The following is a 19,744-nucleotide window of genomic DNA, read 5'->3' as shown; positions in this document are numbered from 1 at the left end:
TTGCTGCAGACTGGCGGGCGCTTTCTGTATCGCAGTGCTTTTCTGTACTGGCTGATTGATTGTTTCGTTATTTCGTTGTTTCGTTTTTTGTGATGTCATCTGCTGCACATTCTCCTCATGCTGTCTCCCGTTTGCGTACCGCCCGGCTGGCGCGCAGTACACGGCCGTTTCTGGCGCGTGGCGGCCCGCATGGCGAGCGTTGTGGCGGCTGCCGTCTGATTCTCAGTCATTGCCTGTGTCATCTGCGCACCGTGGTGCCGACGCACGCCGGTTTTTGTCTGCTGATGGCAGAACATGAAACTTTAAAACCAAGTAATACCGGCTGGCTGATCGCCGATGTGGTACCGGATACGATGGCTTTTGGCTGGGCGCGCACGGAAACCGATCCGGCTTTGCTGACGCTGTTGGCGGACCCGCAATGGCAGCCTTACGTCGTGTTTCCGGGCGAGTTTGTCGCGCCGGAACGGGTGATTACGCAATTGCTGCCTGCGGTACCGGCGGCTGTCTCCAATGCGGACAGCGATACGGCCTTAGCGATACCCAATATAGCAAAGCGTCCGCTGTTCATCCTGCTCGATGCCACCTGGTCGGAAGCTCGGAAGATTTTTAAAAAAAGCCCTTACCTGTTACCGTTTCCGGTATTGAGTCTGGAACCGGAGCAAGTGTCACGTTATCAGCTACGCCGTTCGCGCCGCGACGATCATCTGTGTACCTCGGAAGTGGCCGCGCTGTGCCTGGCGCTGGCGGGCGAAACGCTGGCGGCGCAGACGCTGGAAGCCTATCTGGATGTGTTTACCGGACATTATCTGTACGCCAAACAGCAATGGAAAATTGACCATGAAGATGCGGCACACCAGCGTCTGCGGACACTGATGGCGCAAGCTGCCACACGGTGATTCCAGTTAGCCGATTCAGCCATTGAACCCGGCGGCTATCTGATGGATAATCCTGCCCCATGAATACGACATCACAACTCCCCCCATTACCGGATCGTTTGTCCATCGATCCGCGCAGCCCCTTTTACAATGCTGAGGTATTTCAGCACGATATCGGGATCAAAATCAACGGCAAAGAACGCACCGACGTTGAGGAATATTGCATCAGCGAGGGCTGGATCAGCGTGCAGGCCGGCAAGACCCGCGACCGCAAAGGTAATCCGATGATGATCAAGGTCAAAGGCGTGGTCGAGGCGTTTTACCGCTGATCTGCGTTCAGCCACTGACGCTGGTCAGTGGCTGTCCACGATGCTGTTGCGTCGCTGTTCTTGCCATGCAACATCCGGTGCCGTGTTGCGTTTTTCTGATACCGGATGCAGCCTGCGCGTCACCAGACGACCTGCTGCCTCTCCCCTTCTTTCTTTTCACCCACATCATGTTCACGACGGCATGATTGGTTTTACAATCACTCACCTGTGTTTGACTCTGCACCGGCTTAGCGGCGACTGATAATGCACTGAGCTGATTTTCTCTTTTCTGCGGCACTGATGTGCGCTGCACTGCTGTACGGAACGGTACGGGCGCAGACAGAAACCACTTACCCGGCAAAACTGTCGCGTCAGGAACGTTTACAAATCGAACAAATGGTATGCGGTGATCGCTATGGACTGGCTGCAGCGGTGATTGATGCGCAAGCATTTGAAAACAATGGGCAGGCACATTTTGCAGATGTCCGATGCCGTCCGCACGCACAATTGCAAGGCAAGCCGTTGTACTACGTGGCGCAGTGCGGGCGGGACGGTCGTCATTGGAGTTGCGATGCCGCCGAGACAGAAACCAGCGTTGCGCTGAAAGAACGCGACCTGATCATACGCCCAGGCAGTGTTGCACCGGACAAAGCCGCCGATGCACTGCGCAAAATCAGCGGCTACGGATTTTTTCAGGGAAACAGCATAGACCGCGCTTTGGAATCCACCTGCAATCTGGGTATGGGCGACCGCCCAGATCTGATGGAAATTTCTTGTCGCCAATGGTCTGTGACGGTATCGTTCTGGTGCCCGCAAATGTCTGCCGCCAATCCCTGCCCGCGGGTGATTTACATGCGGAAACACAAATAAAATATCGCATAGTCCGTCGCAGGAATAAACTAGAATGTTATAAAAAATTCCGAATCGGTTCGTGTGTTTGAAGATTGGAAACTGATAACGATGATGGATTTCTTATAGTGAAAAAATTTTAGCCTGCCTGCTCATCTGACTGCCCAGGTTACCTTTTCGCTTCTGGAATCCCGCCAATGGATATTTCCGTCCAAAAACCGGCGAGTGGCTGCCGCCGGTCAAAATTGCTGTCAACGCAATGAGAACAAAGAAATCACTCCGAAATTGTCAAAAAAATGAAAACCTGATTGATGAAGAAGTGCTGAAGTGCATGCAGCGCTTCTGGGCTGTACTGTAAAAATAAAAAAACCGGCGCCATCTGTGATGCCGGTTTTTTTGCCTGTTCCGCGAGTGAAACAGACGACTGGGAAATGATCAGTGATTATTTCGCTGGTGTTGCTTTGGCATCTGCTTTTGCATCGGTCTTGGTTTCTGCTTTTACGCCTGCCTTGACTGCTGTTTTTGCTTCCGCTTTCACATCAGTTTTTACTTCTGTTTTCGCTTCTGTTTTCGCTTCAGCTTTTTGTTCTGCAGCCTCTTTTTTAGCATGCATCGCGGCATGGTGCTGATGCATTTTATGTTCGGTGCTGGCTGCAGCAGAAGCAGCGGCTGCTTTCACTTCGGCAGTTGGCGCTGTGGCTGTTACCGCAGTTGTAGTGGTTGTTGCTGGTGTCTGGGCGAACGCTGTACCCATAGCGAATGTCGTTGCGATGATAGCGGAGATAATCGTTTTCATGATGAGTCCTGTTCTTTCGTGAGTTGATTTTGCTTACGTTGCGTAGCCAGTCTACGTAAGCCAAGAACGCGATGCAGCAGGTTTGTGTTGACGCAGTTTTTTTAAAAATTCCCGGTTTAGGAGATTTGTTCTATACGATCAGGTTGATGTGTTTTGATGTCAACCGGATTGAGGCGCCGTTCTTTGCAAACCGCACGCTCATGAGCGCAGTGCGGCCTCATTCATCTGCTGCCGGACAGATATTCCGGTAATGCCGTGCCGGCCGGAAAGACGACATAAAAAAACGACACCAGTCTCTCGACGGTGCCGTTTTCCGGAAGTCAGTAACTTCTCTGATAAAAATACGCTTATTTTGCAGGTGCTGCTTTTGCTGCATCGCTGCTTGCCTCAGCGCTGGCTGCTTTTTTAGCGTGTTTTTTATGTTTTGCTTTTTTCGCTGGTGCTGGTGTCGCTGCCTTGGTGTCGGCTGCGGCAGCAGGTGCTGCTGTGGCCGGTGCAGCCACTTTGGCGGCGGTTGCTGCCGGAGCAGCTGGTGCAGACTGTGCAGCAGGTGTCTGAGCAAAAGCTGTACCCATAGCAAATGTCGTGGCGATGATAGCGGAGATAATCGTTTTCATGATGAGTCCTGTTCTTGAGTAAGTTAATTTTGCTTGCCTTGCGTAGTCAGTCTACGTGAGCCAAGAACGCGGTGATTCTGCATTCTGTTGACACGAAATGTGTGAGTAAATGTAAATAAGAGAAATTGTTGTTCTTTCGTTTTTTACCGTGTCGAATACGGCGAAGTCAACCCACCAGGGCGCAGCTGCAGTGTTGCATGGCATGCTACCGGTAGTTCAATCCGCTGAATTTGATTTATACATGTTTGACATTTACAAACCGTGCTGATCAGGTTTATGGCTATACATCGGTGCTAACATCGCGACTCTGGTTTCCGCTTTATTTACTCCCCGCAATGACGATACGCAGTCCCAAAGTCAGCTCTATCCTATTTGTGTGTATGGGAAATATCTGCCGCTCTCCTACCGCAGAGGGGGTGTTTCGTGCGAAAGCAAAAGCGGCCGGCCTGCTGGATCAGCTGGTGATTGATTCTGCCGGTACCCATGCCTACCATGTGGGCGAAGCTCCGGATGCGCGCTCGCATGTGTTTGCGATTAAACGCGGTTTTGATCTGTCATCGCAAAGAGCGCGTCAGGTCAGGGCGGAAGACTTTATCCGGTTTGATCTGGTGCTGGCAATGGACAAAAATAATCTGCAACTGCTGGAAGCCGCCTGCCCGGCCGCTTATCGACATAAATTGCACTTGTTCATGCACTATGCACGCAATCCAGTCGCAGAAGAAATTCCTGATCCTTACTATGGTGGCCCCCGTGGTTTTGATACCGTGCTGGACTACATCGAAGACGCTGCTGACGGTCTGCTGGCCAGCCTGCAGGAACACGCCTGACGCACAGTAATACCCGCCGCTTGCTGCCATAGATGGCAATGTCAGAGCACGGATTGGACTGGCGGAGTTCTGATAAAATAAATTATAATATTGGCATTATTTCCAGGCTGATTAATTCAGCCTGCTGCGTTTCGTTCCCCGAAATACGCATTTCATCCTACCAAAACTGCAACTTAAATCCTTATCACTTGTCTCAGTTGCACGATTTAGGAATACTGCAACATCCCTGTCGCCCCCCTTTATTTCACCAGTGCAAGAGACCTATTATGCTCACTCAAAAATATCTGGCCCTCGCTATCGTCTCGGTCTTTGCGATCACGGCCTGCAGCAAAGATAACGATAAGAATCAACAAGCCAGCAGCGCCAGTACCTCTGCGAGCGCATCGGCCAGCAGTGCCAAACCAGCGGCAACAGACGCGAAGGCAGCTGCGCCGGTCAAGCTGCTGATTGCGCCTGAAGACGTGCTGAAGGTCGAGAGCAATGCACTGGCATCCGGCCCGGTCATTACCGGCTCGATCCAGCCGGAACGCAAGGCCGACCTGCGTGCCGAAGTCTCCACCATTGTGCTGCAGGTGTTGAAGGAAAATGGCGATGCGGTCAAAAAAGGCGACGTGCTGGTGCGGCTGGACGAAACCGCGATCCGCGACAACCTCAATTCGGCAGACGATGCAGCACGCAGCGCCGCGCTGGCACTGGATCAGTCTGACCGTGCACTGCAGCGGCTGAAAACCCTGCGTGCGTCTGGTATGACTTCCCTGCAAGCAATGGACGATGCAGAAGTCAAAGTGAACGCCGCCCGCAGTGAATTATCTGCTGCCAAAGCGCGTGCCGTCACTGCCCGCCAGCAACTGCAGCGCACCGTAGTGCGTGCGCCGTTTGACGGCGTGGTCAGCGAACGCAAGGTATCTGCCGGCGATACGGCTGCCATCGGTAAAGAGCTGGTCAAAGTGATCGACCCGGCCAGCATGCGTTTCGCCGGTCATGTCTCGACCGACAAAATCGCGCAGGTCAGGACTGGTCAGCCGGTCAGCTTCCGGATTAACGGCTATGGCAACCAGGAATTCCGCGGCAAGATCACCCGGGTTGATCCCGCCGCCAATGACGTCACACGTCAGGTAGAGGTGCTGGTGGCTTTTGCCGACAGCAGCCAGCCCCGGGTATCCGGGCTGTATGCCGAAGGCAATATCGAATCCACCACGGTCAATGCGCTGACCCTGCCGGAAGCCGCCGTGGTCAAATCCGGCGATCAGTCTTACGCGTGGCGCGTGACGGAAAAAACCCTGAAACGGGTTAGCCTGAATATCGGCAAACGCGATCAGCGCACCGGCAATTACGAAGTCCGCAGCGGCCTGACCGAAGGCGATATTGTGATGCGTAGTCCGAACTCCAGTTTCAAGGATGGACAGGCGATTGAAATGGCTGCCGCCAAACTGGCGGTCGCCAATGCTGCCGGCACCACAGACACGGCGAAAAGCCTGGATGCAGGAGGAAACTGAGCATGTTCTTATCCGACTTTAGTATCAAGCGCCCGATCGCCACCATTGTGCTGATCATTGCATTGATGGCGATGGGTCTGCTGGCACTCAGCAAGCTGCGGGTCAATCAGAATCCCGACGTCGAGGTACCCGGCCTGTCGCTGGTGATTAACTACCCCGGCGCTTCGCCGGACACGGTGGAGCGCGACATCATCAACCGGCTGGAAAAATCGCTGCAGAGCATTCAGGGTGTGAAAGAACTGAGCTCCTCCGCCAATGAGGGCGTGGCGCGTTTCGACATCATGTTCGTGTTTAAAAAGAACATGATCGAGGCCAGCGATGATGTGCGCAATGTCGTTTCCAATGTGCGTTACAAGATGCCGACCGAAATGCGGGAGCCGGTGATCTACCGCTGGGACCCTTCTGCCCAGCCGATTCTGAACATGGCTTTATCTTCCAGCAGCATGACACACGCTGAAATTTCCCGGTTGGCAGAAGACAAGCTGGCCGATAAATTCCGCGCTGTTCCCGGCGTTGCCACGGTAGTGGTGAACGGCTCGCTGAAACGGGAACTGTCTGTCCTGTTGCATGCGGAAAAACTGCGCGAATATAACGTTTCCGTCGGTGAAGTGGTGACCGCATTACGCAACCAGAATACCAATGCGCCGGTCGGTAAGGTACGCGGCAATCTGGATGAGGAAAGCATACGCCTGGTCGGTCGCATCGAGTCGCCGGAAGAATTCCAGAAAGTCGTGGTCAAACGCAATGGCGAGCAGATTGTGCGTCTGGCACAGGTCGCGTCGATTGATGATAATTTCGCGGATATCGATGGTCTCAGCATCCGCAGCGGTAAGCCGAATGTCGGCATGCAGATCACTAAATCACGCGATGCCAGCACAGTCACTGTTGCCAAACAGGTGCGGGATATGGTCAAGGAAATCAACGATAACTTTGACAAAGAACATCCCGGCACCAAACTCGAAATTACCCGCGATGGCGGCAAAGATGCGCAGAACAGCCTGAACAACGTGATTGAATCGCTGGTGCTGGGTGCAGGTCTGACAATCTTCGTGGTGTATGCCTTCCTCAATTCCTGGCGCTCCACGATGATTACCGCGCTGAGTCTGCCGACCTCGGTCATCGCAGCGTTCATCGCAGTCTGGCTGTGCGGCTTTACCTTGAATTTCATGACCCTGCTCGGTCTGTCGCTCGCGATTGGCGTGCTGATCGACGACGCAATTGTGGTGCGCGAAAACATTGTCCGCCACATGCAGATGGGCTCTGACCGCCGCACGGCAGCGCTGGAAGGCACCGCAGAAATCGGGCTGGCGGTCGCTGCCACCACATTTTCGATTATCGCAGTGTTTATTCCGGTCGCGTTTATGCCGGGCATGCCGGGAGAATGGTTCCGTCCGTTTGCGCTGACCGTAACCTGCTCTGTGCTGGTCAGCCTCGGCATTTCCTTCACGCTCGACCCGATGCTGTCGGCTTACTGGGGTGATCCGCCGGATCACCATACCGCGCCGAAAAAAGGCGTGGGAAAAATCCTGGCCCGCTTTAACGACTGGTTCGACCATCAGTCCGACCGTTACAGCCAGGTGATTGCGTGGGCGCTGCATCATCGCCGCTGGATGGGTACCATCGCACTGGTCAGTCTGATCACTGCGTTAGCCCTGCAGGCAAAATGGGGCGGCACCAGTTTTCTGCCGGCAGCCGATTCCGGCAATCTGATGATCCAGGTTCGCACACCGGCGTCCTCCTCGCTGGAATATGCGCGGCTGAAAATGGAGCGGGCTGCGGCCATCGCCCGCAGCATCCCGGAAACCAAGGACACCAACAGCAATATCAATGCCGCTGGCGGCCGGATTTACGTTGACATCGGCAAGCGGACCGAGCGCAAACGCAGCGCGAAAGAGATTGCGGTGGAATTACGCGAGAAGATCAAGCCGTTAGTCGGCGCGGAATATACCGTGCTGGATGACCTGAACAATGGCGCCAACAAGCCGGTGCAGATTGAATTCACCGGCCCGGATTCGCGCAAGCTGCTGGAGATCACCAACGCCTACATGGAAAAACTGCAGAACGTACCCGGCGCGGTGGACATCGGCCTGTCGCAGCAGGATCCGAAAAAAGAGCTGAAGATCGAGCTGAATCGCGGCCTGGCCAATTCCATGGGCATCTCTTCCAGTGACGCGGCACAGGCATTGCGGGTCGCGTTTGCCGGGATTGAAGTCGGTGACTGGGTGGACCCGACCGGCGAAACCCGCGACGTGGCAGTACGTCTGCATCCGGATGACAGAGTCAGCAAGGAAAACATCGAGCGCCTGCCGATCGCGGTATCCGGCACCAATCAGATGGTGCCGCTGGACCAGATCGCCACGATCACCATGGGCAAAGGACCGTCCGGTATCGAACACAGTAACGGCAAGCGCACTATCACCGTCTCTGCCAATGCCCAGGGTCGCTCCAATGGCGAAGTGATTGCCGATGCGAAGAAACTGGCGGAATCCATGAATTACCCGCCAGGTTACGGGCTGTCGATCGCCGGTTCCGGGCAGGATCAGGAAGAAGTGTTTGGCGCCATGATGATTGCGCTGGTGTCCGGTATCGGTCTGATGTATCTGATTCTGGTGATCCAGTTCAGCTCCTTCACGGCGCCACTGGCGGTCATGCTGTCGCTGCCGTTGTCGCTGATCGGTGTTGTGCTGGCGTTACTGGTGACCAGCAGCACGATCAACCTGATGAGTCTGATCGGCGTCATCATGCTGATGGGGCTGGTGGCGAAGAATGCGATCCTGCTGCTGGATGCGGCGCGTAAAAACGAAGCCGAAGGCATGGACCGTGAAGAGGCGCTGATGCAGGCCGGACGCATCCGCCTGCGGCCGATCCTGATGACGACCTTCGCGCTGATCGCGGGCATGATGCCGGTCGCGCTGGGACTGGGGGAAGGCGGTGAATTTTACCGTCCGCTGGCGATTGCTATCATCGGCGGCACCATCACTTCGACGCTGCTGACACTGCTGGTGGTGCCGACCTTCTACGACAGTATTGAAATTGCCCATGACCGCATGATGGCAAAAATGCGCGCCCGCAGCACCCGCGTCAATGCCGCGTATGGCTTTGTTGTGACGATGATCGAAGCATTGCTGACGCTGACTTTCGTGCGCCTGATCTATCGCAGTCTGGGAAAACTGTGGTCACTGCTGCGCGGCCGCCGCAGTGCGGGCGACAAAATCAGTCCGCTGCCGGATGCCGCTTCAGATCAGATCGCCGGATAAGTTACCCTCGTGCTGGTGTCTGCTCCTAAGTATCCTCCAGCATTTTTCAGCCTGCCAACCAGAAGTTGGCGGGTTTTTTTCTGGGACGATGACGTCCGGATAGCCCCGCGTTTGCCCACCGTTACAGCCGTATTTTCCCGGCTTCAGGCAGCAACGGCCGCCATTGCGCTGGCAGCGATTTCATACGAATGCAAACGCTGATCGTGGTCAAAAATATTCGATGCAATCATCAGCTCATCCGCTCCGGTCTGCGTGATAAACGCCTGTATCTGGGTGCGGACGGTCTCTGGTGAGCCGATCGCGGAACAGGCAAGAATCTGTTGCAGCAGATAACGTTCCGCTTCGCCAATCTGCTGCAGAAAATCCTGCACCGGCGGCGGAATTTTCGCTGGCCGGCCACTGCGCAGATTCAGAAACGCCTGCTGCGCCGAACTCGCCAGGAAATGCGCATGTTCATCGCTGTCTGCCGCAAATACATTGAAACCGAGCATCACATACGGTTGTGCCAGATGTTGCGAAGGACGGAACTGCGCACGGTACAGTGTAATCGCCTGCATCATCTGCTGCGGCGCAAAGTGCGAGGCGAAGGCATAGGGTAGCCCCAGCGCTGCCGCCAGCTGCGCACCGTACAGGCTGGAGCCGAGTATCCATACCGGAATCTGCAGACCTGCCCCGGGCACGGCGCGTACTGCCGCATGCGGGGCATCGGCGAAATAGTCCATCAGCTCCGCCACGTCCTGCGGAAACGCATCGGCATCGCCGGACAGATTGCGGCGCAATGCCCGCGCTGTGCGCTGGTCGGAACCGGGTGCCCGCCCCAGCCCCAGGTCAATGCGCCCCGGAAACAGCGATTCCAGCGTGCCGAACTGCTCGGCAATCACCAGCGGCGAATGATTGGGTAGCATGATACCGCCTGCGCCAACCCGGATGCGCGAGGTGCCGCCGGCCACATGCGCGATCAGCACCGCCGTCGCGGCACTCGCAATGCCCGGCATGCCATGGTGCTCTGCCAGCCAGAAACGCTGATATCCCCAACGTTCGGCATGCTGCGCCAGATTGAGGGAATTTTTAAATGACTGCGCCGCATCACTGCCCTGCGCAATCGGAGATAAATCGAGTATTGATAAACGCGCCATGCTGTCACCTTGTCATTCATGCTGCCGGACCAACCGGAATAGTTCACTGGTTAGCATTATGAGCGACATTGCCCGCTTCTGCAGGCGCACTCCGAGACTGTCCGGATGAAGGCCGGACAGCCTGCGGATGACGGCTTGCCTGCGCCGGATCATCCCGCACCGGCATTTACCATATACGAACCCGGTCTTTCGGTGTCAGATACAAAGTCTGTCCCGGCTGCACATCAAACGCCTGATACCAGGCATCCAGATTCCTCACCGTCTGCACCCGGTATTGTTCCGGCGCATGCTCATTGGTGATGATGATGGTGCGGAGGATTTCGTCCCTGACCTTGCTGCGGAAAGAACGGGCATACGACAGGAAAAATTCCCGCTCGGTGTCAGCCGTCACCGCCTGCCCTTTTTGCGCCATCGAGGCATGGTAGGCATCATACGCTGCCGTCAGCCCCGCCAGATCGGCAATGTTTTCCCCCAGCGTCTGCTGGCCGTTCACCGCCAGATCGGGGAAAGGGCGGTAGCTGCTGAACTGCGCCGCCAGCGCTTTGGACGACTGCATGAAATGCTGCAGATCGGCTTTGCTCCACCAGTTGCGCAACTCGCCCCTGGCATCGAACATGGCGCCGGAATTGTCGAAACTGTGGCTGATCTCGTGGCCGATGGTGGCGCCAATTGCGCCGTAATTGGTGGCATCGCTGGCATGCAGGTCAAAATTCGGCGACTGCAGATAGGCTGCCGGGAAGTTAATCGCATTCTGCAGCGGCATGTTGACCGCATTCACCAGCTGCGGATTCATGCACCATTCGCGCACGTCCACCGGCTTGCCGAACTTTGCCAGCGCCTGCTGATACTGGAACAGCTCGGCCCGTTCGCGGTTGCCGTAAGCATCGTCAGCCGCGACAAGCAGCCCTGCATAATCGCGCCACTGGTCGGGATAACCGACGCCGACATAGGTGTTCTGAATCTTTGCCAGTGCTTCGGCCTTGGTGCGTGGCGACATCCAGCCCAGCGTCTGCACCCGGCGCGCAAATGCCTGCAGCAGATTATCGACCATGCCGCGGATATGCTCTTTGGCGGCAGCAGAAAAATGTTCCTGCACATAGAGTTTGCCGACCTCTTCACCCAGCGCTTCATTGGTCGCACTGACCGCATATTTCCAGCGCGGCAGCGGCTCTTTGACGCCGCTCAGTGCGCTGTAAAACGCAAATTTCTGCTCAAAAAACGCCTGCGGCAACACGCCGGCGCGCTGATTCACCGCATGAAAAATCAGATATTCTTTCCAGGTTTCCAGCGATACGCTGCCAGCCAGCGCGGCCGAATTTCTGACTGCACCGGGATGCCATATCGTCAGCACCGGTTGCGCCTCCAGCCCGGCGGCAGCAAAATAAGTATTCCAGTCCAGCCCCGGCGCTTTTTTGGCAAACTCGGTTCTGCGCCAGCTGTTGTCCGCTTTCAGGACATCGGAAGTCGCTTCACGCGTGGCGTGGCCTTTTGCTATTTTCATTTCCAGATCAAACACCCGCCGCGCTGCCAGCTCGGGATGCGGCACATTGGCCAGCGCCAGCATGGCGGCGATGTAGTGCTGGTACTGCACGCGCAAAGCGATCATTTTTGGATTCAGCGATACGTAATACTCACGGTCAGGCAGCCCCAGCCCGCCTTGCAGCAGATACGGCAGATATTTTTTGTGATCGTGCAAGCCTTGCGACACCCACAGGCCGAACAGATTTTCCGTCTCGACATGGGTGTTGTTGATCGGATCAACATCGGCGCGCAGATTCTGCCCCAGATAGCGTGCCAGCTCCTTTTGACTGTTGATTGCGGCAATCGCGTCCAGCCGCGGCTGCAACGGCGCCAGCCCGCGTTGCTGAATGCGTTCGGTATTCAGGTAAGCCTGAAAAAAGTCACCGATTTTGCGCTCCGGGCTGCCGTCTGCTGCCTGCGTTGCGCGCCGCATAATGGCCAGCACACTGGCATCGGATTCATCGGCCAGCATATCAAACACGCCGACACTGGTTTTGCTGGCGGGGATCACTGCCCTGTCGGCCCAGCCGCCATTGGCGTAACGGTTAAAATCGTTGCCCGGCGCGGTATTACGGTCAATGCCATCGCCACGGACGGCAGCGATTTCAGCGGCGCTGAGTTCCTGCGCACAGCTTGCCTGCAGCGGCAAGGCCAGCAACAACGGCAACAGCCAGCCGGCGCGCAGGCGGAAGTGGGATAAACGGAATATCGACATAATTTTCTCCAGGAGGATTGTTATTCTTGGTCTTGTTGCGACGCGATCGCTTCCGGCTGCGTCTGTTATTTTTACAAGGATTCACAGTGTGCCATATCGGTAGCGGCAACGGAGGCGGACATCGCGGCGCGCCTGCAGGCGCTGCTGGCCTGGCCGGACAATGCGGTATTTGTCGCCGAGCAAGAGGGGGAAATCGCCGGGCTGTGCCAGGTACACAGAGTCAGGCTGATCGCCAGTAATGGTTACGCCTAAATCACGGCGTTGGTGGTGCACAGCGACTATCATCGCCGCGGCATCGGCACCAGTCTGCTCGGACAGGCGGTCAGCTGGGCGCAGAACCGGTGTTACCAACGGGTCAGGCTGTGTTCCGGCATACAGCGCGAACCGGCGCACCGTTTTTACGAAAATCGCGGTTTTCTGCGGCAAAGAGCCAGTGACGCTTTTGAACTGGCACTACCGCAGAATGAACCAACCAGCCTGCCCGTCATGCTCCGTGGCAGCGGAGCATGAGCAGGAGTTCACGCCAGATGTCGCAACTCGCGCAGCGCCACCGACACCGGCGCCAGATCAGGGCTCTGAGCACTGATAGTGGTCAGCAGCAGCGTCAGGCGTTCAATCGCGGCGGCATGCCGTTCGCGCCAGACCGGCAACGCTTCCTCGCGTGACAACAGGCCGCGTGTGATCTGGCTGGCGATCGAATACACATCATCGCGCGCACTGCCGCGAGCCTGAGTCTGCCACAGGGTGTCCGTCGGCAGACGGTTGATCTGCGTACGCCAGTCGGACAGGCCGAGTTCGGCATCGACCCCGAAATACGCTCTCGCCACGGTCTCGATATCGTTGCCGGTATGCACCGACAGATCCAGCAGATCGAGCGCCGGGAAAATGTATTCCAGCGCCGTCAGGTTTTGCGCCAGGGTCGATTCAACGCCGGCCTGCACCAATGCCTGCGCTTCCTGCTGCCAGGCGGCGTGCGCGCTGGCGGGCAGCCAGTTGTCGAGTTGCCAGCGCAATTCGCGGGCCGCAGGCTGGTAGCGCTGGATCAGCGTCGGCAGATCGCTGTTCTGGGAACGGATGCGCAGCATCCAGCGTGAAGCGCGCTGGGTGATGGCAATCAGTTTCGACAACTGATCGAGCTGGAGCTGGGCGTCAACCTTGTAATCGAGCACGTCGATCTGATCCCACAAAGGTTCGAGATCAAAAATCTCACGCGCCAGTGTGAATGCACGAATCACGTCCGCCGCGCTGGCACCGGATTCGGCAGCGATGAAATTGACAAAGGTGGCGCCGGCGCGGTTCACCACGGTATTGGTGATGTAGGTTGCAATGATTTCGCGTTTCAGCGGATGCGCGGCAATTGCGGTAGCGAAGCGTTCTGACAGCACCTGCGGGAAATACGCTTTCAGCGCGCGGCTGAAGAACGGGTCATCCGGCAGATTGGAAGCGACCAGTTCATCAAACACCGACATCTTGGCGTAGGCCAGCACTACGGCGCCTTCCGGCGCGGTCAGCCCCTGCCGGCGCGCCTTGCGGTGGAAAATTTCCTCATCGTTGGGCAGGTATTCAATCGCACGGTTCAGCCTGCCCTGTTTTTCCAGCGTCTGCATCAGCCGTTGCTGACCGTCCAGCACATACAAGGGACGGTGCGTGGCGATGTCAAGCGCCTGCGTCTGGTAATAATTATCGGTCAGCACCAGATGGCCGACCTCATCCGTCATGGACGCCAGCAGATCGTTGCGCTGCTTGAGCGTCAGGTCGCCGGCTTCCACAATCGCGCCGAGCAGAATCTTGATATTCACCTCGTGGTCGGAGCAATCCACGCCGGCGGAATTATCAATTGCATCGGTATAAATGCGGCCGCCTTTTTGCGCAAATTCGATGCGACCGTTCTGGGTGCAACCGAGATTACCGCCTTCGGCCAGCACCTTGCAGCGCAGCTCGCTGCCATTCACGCGGAATGCATCGCCCGCTTTGTCACCAACCTGCGCATGGGTTTCAAACGTGGCCTTGACATAGGTGCCGATGCCGCCGTTGTACAACAGATCGACCGGCGCCTGCAACACCGCGCGCAGCAATTCCACCGGCGCCAGCTCTTCAGTATCGATACCGAGCACGGCGCGCGCTTCGGCACTCAGCCGGATCGATTTGGCGCTGCGCGGATACACGCCGCCGCCAGCCGAAATCAGGCTCTTATCATAATCATCCCAGCTGGAACGCGGCAGATTGAACAGGCGCTGGCGTTCTTTGAACGACGCGGCAACATCCGGCGACGGATCGATAAAAATATGACGGTGATCAAACGCTGCGACCAGCCTGATCTGTTCCGATAACAACATGCCGTTACCAAATACGTCACCCGACATATCGCCGATGCCGGCCACAGTGAACGGCGTGCTCTGGGTATTGATGCCCATGGAGCGGAAATGGCGTTTCACCGATTCCCAGGCGCCGCGTGCGGTGATGCCCATTTTTTTATGGTCATAGCCGACTGAGCCGCCGGAGGCAAACGCATCGCCCAGCCAGAAACCATAATCTGCCGACACACCGTTGGCGATATCGGAAAACGTGGCGGTGCCCTTGTCGGCCGCCACCACCAAGTACGGATCATCCGGATCATGCCGCACTACCTGTGCAGGCGGCACCACCGCGCCTTTCACGATGTTGTCCGTGATATCGAGCAGGCCGGACAGGAAGATTTTATAGCAGGCCACGCCTTCTGCCTGATACGCATCGCGCTCGGCCGCCGGCGGCGCATTTTTCAGCACGAAACCACCTTTCGAGCCGACCGGCACGATCACGGTATTTTTGACTTGCTGCGCTTTGACCAGACCCAGTATCTCGGTACGGAAATCTTCGCGCCGGTCCGACCAGCGCAAACCGCCGCGCGCGACCTTGCCGCCGCGCAGATGCACACCTTCGACACGCGGCGAATAAACCCAGATTTCAAACAGCGGCCTGGGCTCCGGCACGCCGGGCACCTCGCGCGGATTGAGCTTGAAACTCATATAGGATTTGAAGCTGCCGTCCGCCGTGGTCTGCCACAGATTGGTACGCAAGGTCGCCTGCACGGTGGCAAAAAACTGACGCAGAATCCGGTCTTCGTCCAGGCTCGCCACCTGCGCCAGTTCGGCCTCGATCCGGCTGCCCAGCTGCTGCTGCGCGCTGGCGCGGTCACCGGCAAAATCCGGTTTGAAACGGGCGCCGAAATACTCGGCAATCAGCTGCGTGATGGCGGCATTTTTGTTCAACGCTGCTTCGATATAGCTCTGGCTATAGGCAAAACCAAGCTGTTTGAAATAGCGGGAGCAGGCGCGCAGCACCGCAATCGAGCGCGCGTCGAGCGTGGTGACCAGCACCAGCCGGTTCAGGTCGTCGCTTTCGACCTCGCCTTTCCATGCCTGCGAAAACAGGGTTTCAAAACGGGTTTTGATGACTGCCAGGTCGGTGTCCGGCGGCAGTTGCAGCCCGAGATCATGAATCCACAGATGCGCCTCGCCGTTCACGATCTGGTAAGGATGTTCGTCCAGCACGCGTGCACCCATGTGTTCCAGCACCGGCAGGGAATCCGACAAAGCGACTTTGCTGGTGTTATAAATCTTGAAGCGCAACAGCCCGGATTCGGCATCCAGCGGACGATACAGCTTGACCACCATCGGCTGCGCCGGGCTCAGGCTGGCCAGCATTTCAGCGTCTTCGGCACCGACCAGCGCCGAAAAATCCTCGCGGTAAGCGGTCGGATACGCATTGGCAAAACGGTGCGCCAGCGTCAGGCCGTTGCCTTCGCCGTGAGTACGCAGCAGCTCGGCGGTACAGTCGTCTTCCCAGCGCTGCGCCAGTCGGGCGATGCGCGCTTCGAGCGCGCTGAGATTGACGTTCTGCGGAGCGCGGTCTCTGGCGCGGATCTGATAATGAATCCTGGCCAACGGGCTGTCGGTCAGCATCGGGGTGAATTCAATCGATTGGCCATTGAGCGCGATCATCAGTTCATTGCTGATCCTGACCCGCAATTCAGTGTTGTAACGGTCGCGCGGCACAAATACCTGGGCAGAGGTAAACCGGCCAAACGGGTCGCGCCGCAGGAACAGCCGGGTGCGCTGCCGCTCCTGCAAACGCAGGATGCCAAGCGCATGTTCGGTCAGGGTGGCGGTATCGATCTGGAACAGCTCATCACGCGGATAATCGTCCAGAATCGCCTGCAACGCTTTGGCGGCATGGCTTTCCGGCACCACGCCAGCGCTTTGCATCACGGCGGCAACCCGCTGCCGCACACGCGGAATGTCGCTGACCGGCACCGAATATGCGGTGGACGTGTACAACCCGAGGAAGCGCGACTCGCCGATGACCTTGCCCTGCTCGTCGTAGCGTTTGATCGCCACATAATCGAGCCATGCCGGGCGGTGAATCGTGGCGCGCGTCATGGCCTTGGTGACCAGCACGGTTTCCTGCGAATCCATGATGGCGACCACTTCCGGCGGCAGCTGCGCCAGGCTGGTCTGCACTTTGCCGCGCAAAATTCCCAGTCCGGATTCCGGTATCGCGACCAGCGTCAGCTGCTCGCCGTCGCGCTGCAGGGCATAATCGCGCGCACCAAGAAAGGTGAAATGGCGGTCTTCCAGCCAGCGTAAAAACGCCACGCCCTCGTCCGCACTGTCCACGACGGCATAACGCTCGCAACTGTCGCCGGCAGCGCGCACCCTCTCCAGCATCGCCCGCCAGTCATCGACGGCGCTGCGCACATCGGCCAGCACCTGCTGCAGTTCCTGCGCCAGCAGTTGCTGATCTGCCGCGCTGACGATGCGGTCGCATTCGACCATGATCAGCGATTCGACCGGCGTATCGCGGTCCGCCGCCAGATCTGCCGCCACGCTGGCAACTGCGCTGACACAGCCCTGCGCGTCGCGCTGCACATGCATCAGCGGATGCACGATCCAGTGCGCGGTGCGACCGCTGCGGTTGATCGCCATCGTGACCGAATCGACCAGGAAAGGCATGTTGTCATTCACGATCTGCACCACCGTGTGCTCGCTGACGAAGCCATCTTCCGCCAGCGTCGGATTGAATACCCGGACGACCGGCAGGCCGTCATGCCGCGGACGTTCCAGCAGGCGCCAGTGCGCATTGGCCTGGGCAAACAGTGTGGCCGGGCCGCGGGCAATGATTTCGTCGGGATCGGTATTTTCAAAATACACGCTGATGAATGGCCCCTGGCGCACGGTGGCAGGACCGGCATGGGTTTGCGCATAAGCCAGCAGCTCTGCGAAATGCGATGTGGACATACGTTCTCCTATGGATGGGCAGAGACGAAAAAAGAATGGCAAGATCATTGCAGCATCAGGCGCCAGTATCCTCCAATATCGGCATGCTCACAAATGCCTTTGCATTGCGCAGGACGGGGCACAGACCGGAAAATGCCGCGCATTTGCGCTGGCGCAAGCCGCTGGCGGCTTGCTGCGCTGCATGATAGGAAGCTTGCGGGCGATGCCCGCGAATTGAGGTGATTAAGCGTTGCTGGCTTTAGTCCGGTTTATCCTGTAAAGCACAGGCCTGTACCCGGGCGCCGAACAGGTTGGCTTGCAGATGAAATGCCTGCAGCACGCGCTGGCGACCCGCCTCGTCCTCCGGCAGACTAAGTACCACTTTCAGGTAAGGCGCATGGTATGCGCCGCGCTGGCTGCCGATGTCGGCGGCGAGCAGATTCTGTTCCAGCAGAGTGGCGGCCAGCGGCGATACGGGCTGCGCGGCAACGGCTTGCAACAAGCCCGGCGGCGGCACTGGCCTTGCCATCACCGGCTCCAGCGCAGCGCGCATTTCGGCCAGGATTTCTTCTTCGCTGACGAAAATGACATCGTGTGCGCCCTGGAATTTTTTCACGCCGCCGATATTCACTGCCAGCCCGCCGGTCACCTCATATTCCCCGCTCGCCAGCCGCTCGTAGTGAAATGCTTCCCAGCCCGGCACGCCGCGCTTGCGCTGCGCGACCTGCGCCATGGCCGCCGCTGCCGTGCCGCCCGCACTGATCATGCCGACCGGCAGCATCCCGGCCAGACTGGCTGGCAGCGTATCATGATCGTCCATCGTCACCCCCCCGCTTCTGATTTGTTCTTGATCTGTTTCTGATATTGACGCTGATCCCTGTTCCGTTGGTACAGGCAGTGCAGCGTATAGCGGCATTGTAGAACAATCCATCGCGCGCCAATGCCGCGCCGGGCGTCTATGCTGTCTGAAAAGTAACGAAAAGTGAAAATCTGGCAAGCCGGCAGTGATACAGGTAGAATTCAGCGTCATTTTTATTTTGTCTGCCGGCCGCAACCGGTATGCAACCGGATGCCGGTGACGGTAGCCAGTCCGGGACAAATCACCTTATTCACGCTGCAAAGCAATACAACCTGAAGGAAAAATTCATGTCGATCAAATCCCGTGTCATTCTGGGCAGCGCGATTGCGCTGTTTGCACTTTCCGGCTGCAACGATAAAGACCAGGCCGCATCTGCCAGCGCTTCCACCGCTTCCGTCTCCGCCAGCGACAGCAAGGAAGCGGTTGCTGCCACCGTCAACGGCACGCCGATCAGCAAAAAACAGCTCGACCAGATCATGCAGCAGCAGGCAGCGCAAGGCATGCCGGACACGCCGGAAACCCGCAAGATGGTGATCGATAATCTGGCCATGCAGATCGTAGTCGCACAGGAAGCCGCCAATAAAGGTCTGGACAAGACACCTGAAATCAAGGAACAGCTCGAAATGGCGCGCCTGTCGATTCTGGCGAATTCCTATGTCAAGGACTACATGAAGACCGCGACTGTCAGCGACGATGCGCTGAAAGCGGAATACGAAAAATTCAAGACCTCCGCCGGCGGTAATGAATTCAAGGCACGCCACATTCTGGTCGCGACCGAAGCCGAAGCCAAAGACATCATTGAAAAAATCAAGAAAGACATCAAATCTTTCGATGCGCTGGCCAAAGCCAAATCCAAAGACCCCGGCTCCAAAGACAAAGGCGGCGACTTGGGCTGGTTCAATCCGCACAGCATGGTGCCGGAATTTGGCGATGCCGTTGCCAAGCTGGAAAAAGGCAAATTCACGCTGGAGCCGGTCAAATCCCAGTTCGGCTATCACGTCATCCTGCTGGAAGACAGCCGTCCGGTCACCGTACCTGCACTCGACGATGTGAAACCGGGTCTGACCCAGCAATTGCAACAGCAGAATCTGAAAAAACTGCTGGATGATCTGAAAGCGAAAGCGAAGATCGAGATCACACCAGCACCGGCTGCCGCACCCGCCAGCGCTGCTGCTGCGACACCTGCCCCGGCATCGGCTGCGGCAGAAGCTGCAAAAAAATAAGCATCCGGCT

Annotated in this window: 16 protein-coding genes; 9 read left to right on the top strand and 7 right to left on the bottom strand. The window is 57.3% G+C overall.

Annotation, left to right across the window (positions count from 1 at the left end; genetic code table 11):
• The first annotated feature begins 92 nt into the window (after nucleotides 1-92).
• The 3 genes from HV832_RS08345 to HV832_RS08335 all read left to right on the top strand — a co-directional run bounded on the left by HV832_RS08345 (nucleotide 93) and on the right by HV832_RS08335 (nucleotide 2,053).
• Nucleotides 93-896: a tRNA-uridine aminocarboxypropyltransferase gene (locus HV832_RS08345; protein ID WP_176803123.1), complete on the top strand. Its 804-nt coding sequence runs from the start codon at nucleotides 93-95 to the stop codon at nucleotides 894-896.
• Nucleotides 897-955: 59 nt separating this feature from the next.
• The gene (locus tag HV832_RS08340; RefSeq protein WP_176803121.1) at nucleotides 956-1,204 is read left to right on the top strand and encodes a DUF3297 family protein; all 249 of its coding nucleotides are present in this window, start codon (nucleotides 956-958) and stop codon (nucleotides 1,202-1,204) included.
• A gap of 279 nt (nucleotides 1,205-1,483) precedes the next feature.
• The gene (locus tag HV832_RS08335; RefSeq protein WP_176803119.1) at nucleotides 1,484-2,053 is read left to right on the top strand and encodes a hypothetical protein; all 570 of its coding nucleotides are present in this window, start codon (nucleotides 1,484-1,486) and stop codon (nucleotides 2,051-2,053) included.
• A gap of 421 nt (nucleotides 2,054-2,474) precedes the next feature.
• Here the strand turns inward: HV832_RS08335 and HV832_RS08330 are convergent, their stop codons facing one another.
• Nucleotides 2,475-2,828: a hypothetical protein gene (locus HV832_RS08330; RefSeq protein WP_176803117.1), complete on the bottom strand. Its 354-nt coding sequence runs from the start codon at nucleotides 2,826-2,828 to the stop codon at nucleotides 2,475-2,477.
• Nucleotides 2,829-3,175: 347 nt separating this feature from the next.
• A complete protein-coding gene (locus HV832_RS08325) occupies nucleotides 3,176-3,445 on the bottom strand; it encodes a hypothetical protein (protein WP_176803115.1) in 270 nt (89 codons plus the stop codon).
• A gap of 335 nt (nucleotides 3,446-3,780) precedes the next feature.
• Here HV832_RS08325 and HV832_RS08320 point away from each other — a divergent pair, with 335 nt between their 5' ends.
• The 3 genes from HV832_RS08320 to HV832_RS08310 all read left to right on the top strand — a co-directional run bounded on the left by HV832_RS08320 (nucleotide 3,781) and on the right by HV832_RS08310 (nucleotide 9,025).
• Nucleotides 3,781-4,272, top strand: coding sequence for a low molecular weight protein-tyrosine-phosphatase (locus tag HV832_RS08320; protein WP_176803113.1), 492 nt, complete (start codon nucleotides 3,781-3,783; stop codon nucleotides 4,270-4,272).
• Between the two features lie 266 nt (nucleotides 4,273-4,538).
• Nucleotides 4,539-5,768 carry an efflux RND transporter periplasmic adaptor subunit gene (locus HV832_RS08315; RefSeq protein WP_176803111.1) on the top strand — a complete coding sequence of 410 codons (1,230 nt, stop codon included), beginning with the start codon at nucleotides 4,539-4,541 and terminating at the stop codon, nucleotides 5,766-5,768.
• A gap of 2 nt (nucleotides 5,769-5,770) precedes the next feature.
• The gene (locus HV832_RS08310) at nucleotides 5,771-9,025 is read left to right on the top strand and encodes an efflux RND transporter permease subunit (protein ID WP_176803109.1); all 3,255 of its coding nucleotides are present in this window, start codon (nucleotides 5,771-5,773) and stop codon (nucleotides 9,023-9,025) included.
• Nucleotides 9,026-9,168: 143 nt separating this feature from the next.
• On the opposite strand, the gene HV832_RS08305 is transcribed toward HV832_RS08310, so the two are convergent.
• The 3 genes from HV832_RS08305 to HV832_RS08295 all read right to left on the bottom strand — a co-directional run bounded on the left by HV832_RS08305 (nucleotide 9,169) and on the right by HV832_RS08295 (nucleotide 12,670).
• Complete coding sequence (locus HV832_RS08305) at nucleotides 9,169-10,161, bottom strand: LLM class flavin-dependent oxidoreductase (RefSeq protein ID WP_176803107.1); 993 nt, start codon at nucleotides 10,159-10,161, stop codon at nucleotides 9,169-9,171.
• Nucleotides 10,162-10,327: 166 nt separating this feature from the next.
• Nucleotides 10,328-12,397, bottom strand: coding sequence for a M13 family metallopeptidase (locus HV832_RS08300; protein WP_176803105.1), 2,070 nt, complete (start codon nucleotides 12,395-12,397; stop codon nucleotides 10,328-10,330).
• A gap of 81 nt (nucleotides 12,398-12,478) precedes the next feature.
• A complete protein-coding gene (locus HV832_RS08295) occupies nucleotides 12,479-12,670 on the bottom strand; it encodes a hypothetical protein (protein WP_176803100.1) in 192 nt (63 codons plus the stop codon).
• Here HV832_RS08295 and HV832_RS08290 point away from each other — a divergent pair.
• The gene (locus HV832_RS08290) at nucleotides 12,665-12,907 is read left to right on the top strand and encodes a GNAT family N-acetyltransferase (RefSeq protein ID WP_176803098.1); all 243 of its coding nucleotides are present in this window, start codon (nucleotides 12,665-12,667) and stop codon (nucleotides 12,905-12,907) included. The two genes, HV832_RS08295 and HV832_RS08290, sit on opposite strands and share 6 nt — an antisense overlap.
• Before the next feature lie 8 nt (nucleotides 12,908-12,915).
• On the opposite strand, the gene HV832_RS08285 is transcribed toward HV832_RS08290, so the two are convergent.
• Nucleotides 12,916-17,673, bottom strand: a complete 4,758-nt coding sequence (locus HV832_RS08285; protein ID WP_176803097.1) for an NAD-glutamate dehydrogenase — start codon at nucleotides 17,671-17,673, stop codon at nucleotides 12,916-12,918.
• 35 nt (nucleotides 17,674-17,708) lie between these two features.
• On the opposite strand from HV832_RS08285, the gene HV832_RS08280 reads away from it, so the two are divergent.
• Nucleotides 17,709-17,858, top strand: coding sequence for a hypothetical protein (locus HV832_RS08280; RefSeq protein ID WP_176803095.1), 150 nt, complete (start codon nucleotides 17,709-17,711; stop codon nucleotides 17,856-17,858).
• A gap of 53 nt (nucleotides 17,859-17,911) precedes the next feature.
• Here the strand turns inward: HV832_RS08280 and HV832_RS08275 are convergent, their stop codons facing one another.
• The gene (locus HV832_RS08275; RefSeq protein ID WP_176803093.1) at nucleotides 17,912-18,472 is read right to left on the bottom strand and encodes a hypothetical protein; all 561 of its coding nucleotides are present in this window, start codon (nucleotides 18,470-18,472) and stop codon (nucleotides 17,912-17,914) included.
• Between the two features lie 326 nt (nucleotides 18,473-18,798).
• On the opposite strand from HV832_RS08275, the gene HV832_RS08270 reads away from it, so the two are divergent.
• A complete protein-coding gene (locus HV832_RS08270) occupies nucleotides 18,799-19,734 on the top strand; it encodes a peptidylprolyl isomerase (RefSeq protein WP_176803091.1) in 936 nt (311 codons plus the stop codon).
• The last annotated feature ends 10 nt before the right edge of the window (nucleotides 19,735-19,744 follow it).

Origin of the sequence: Cognatundibacterium oligocarboniphilum (genome assembly GCF_013377855.1) — a bacterium.
GTDB classification, from domain to species: Bacteria; Pseudomonadota; Gammaproteobacteria; order Burkholderiales; family Burkholderiaceae_D; genus Undibacterium; species Undibacterium oligocarboniphilum.
This window is presented reverse-complemented; position numbering and strand designations above follow the sequence as displayed.

What these genes read in the sequence shown, in the direction of transcription:
- HV832_RS08345 (WP_176803123.1), top strand. Translation starts at nt 93, where the DNA reads ATGTCATCTGCTGCACATTCTCCTCATGCTGTCTCCCGTTTGCGTACC.
- HV832_RS08340 (WP_176803121.1), top strand. Translation starts at nt 956, where the DNA reads ATGAATACGACATCACAACTCCCCCCATTACCGGATCGTTTGTCCATC.
- HV832_RS08335 (WP_176803119.1), top strand. Translation starts at nt 1,484, where the DNA reads ATGTGCGCTGCACTGCTGTACGGAACGGTACGGGCGCAGACAGAAACC.
- HV832_RS08330 (WP_176803117.1), bottom strand. Translation starts at nt 2,828, where the DNA reads ATGAAAACGATTATCTCCGCTATCATCGCAACGACATTCGCTATGGGT.
- HV832_RS08325 (WP_176803115.1), bottom strand. Translation starts at nt 3,445, where the DNA reads ATGAAAACGATTATCTCCGCTATCATCGCCACGACATTTGCTATGGGT.
- HV832_RS08320 (WP_176803113.1), top strand. Translation starts at nt 3,781, where the DNA reads ATGACGATACGCAGTCCCAAAGTCAGCTCTATCCTATTTGTGTGTATG.
- HV832_RS08315 (WP_176803111.1), top strand. Translation starts at nt 4,539, where the DNA reads ATGCTCACTCAAAAATATCTGGCCCTCGCTATCGTCTCGGTCTTTGCG.
- HV832_RS08310 (WP_176803109.1), top strand. Translation starts at nt 5,771, where the DNA reads ATGTTCTTATCCGACTTTAGTATCAAGCGCCCGATCGCCACCATTGTG.
- HV832_RS08305 (WP_176803107.1), bottom strand. Translation starts at nt 10,161, where the DNA reads ATGGCGCGTTTATCAATACTCGATTTATCTCCGATTGCGCAGGGCAGT.
- HV832_RS08300 (WP_176803105.1), bottom strand. Translation starts at nt 12,397, where the DNA reads ATGTCGATATTCCGTTTATCCCACTTCCGCCTGCGCGCCGGCTGGCTG.
- HV832_RS08285 (WP_176803097.1), bottom strand. Translation starts at nt 17,673, where the DNA reads ATGTCCACATCGCATTTCGCAGAGCTGCTGGCTTATGCGCAAACCCAT.
- HV832_RS08280 (WP_176803095.1), top strand. Translation starts at nt 17,709, where the DNA reads ATGGCAAGATCATTGCAGCATCAGGCGCCAGTATCCTCCAATATCGGC.
- HV832_RS08275 (WP_176803093.1), bottom strand. Translation starts at nt 18,472, where the DNA reads ATGGACGATCATGATACGCTGCCAGCCAGTCTGGCCGGGATGCTGCCG.
- HV832_RS08270 (WP_176803091.1), top strand. Translation starts at nt 18,799, where the DNA reads ATGTCGATCAAATCCCGTGTCATTCTGGGCAGCGCGATTGCGCTGTTT.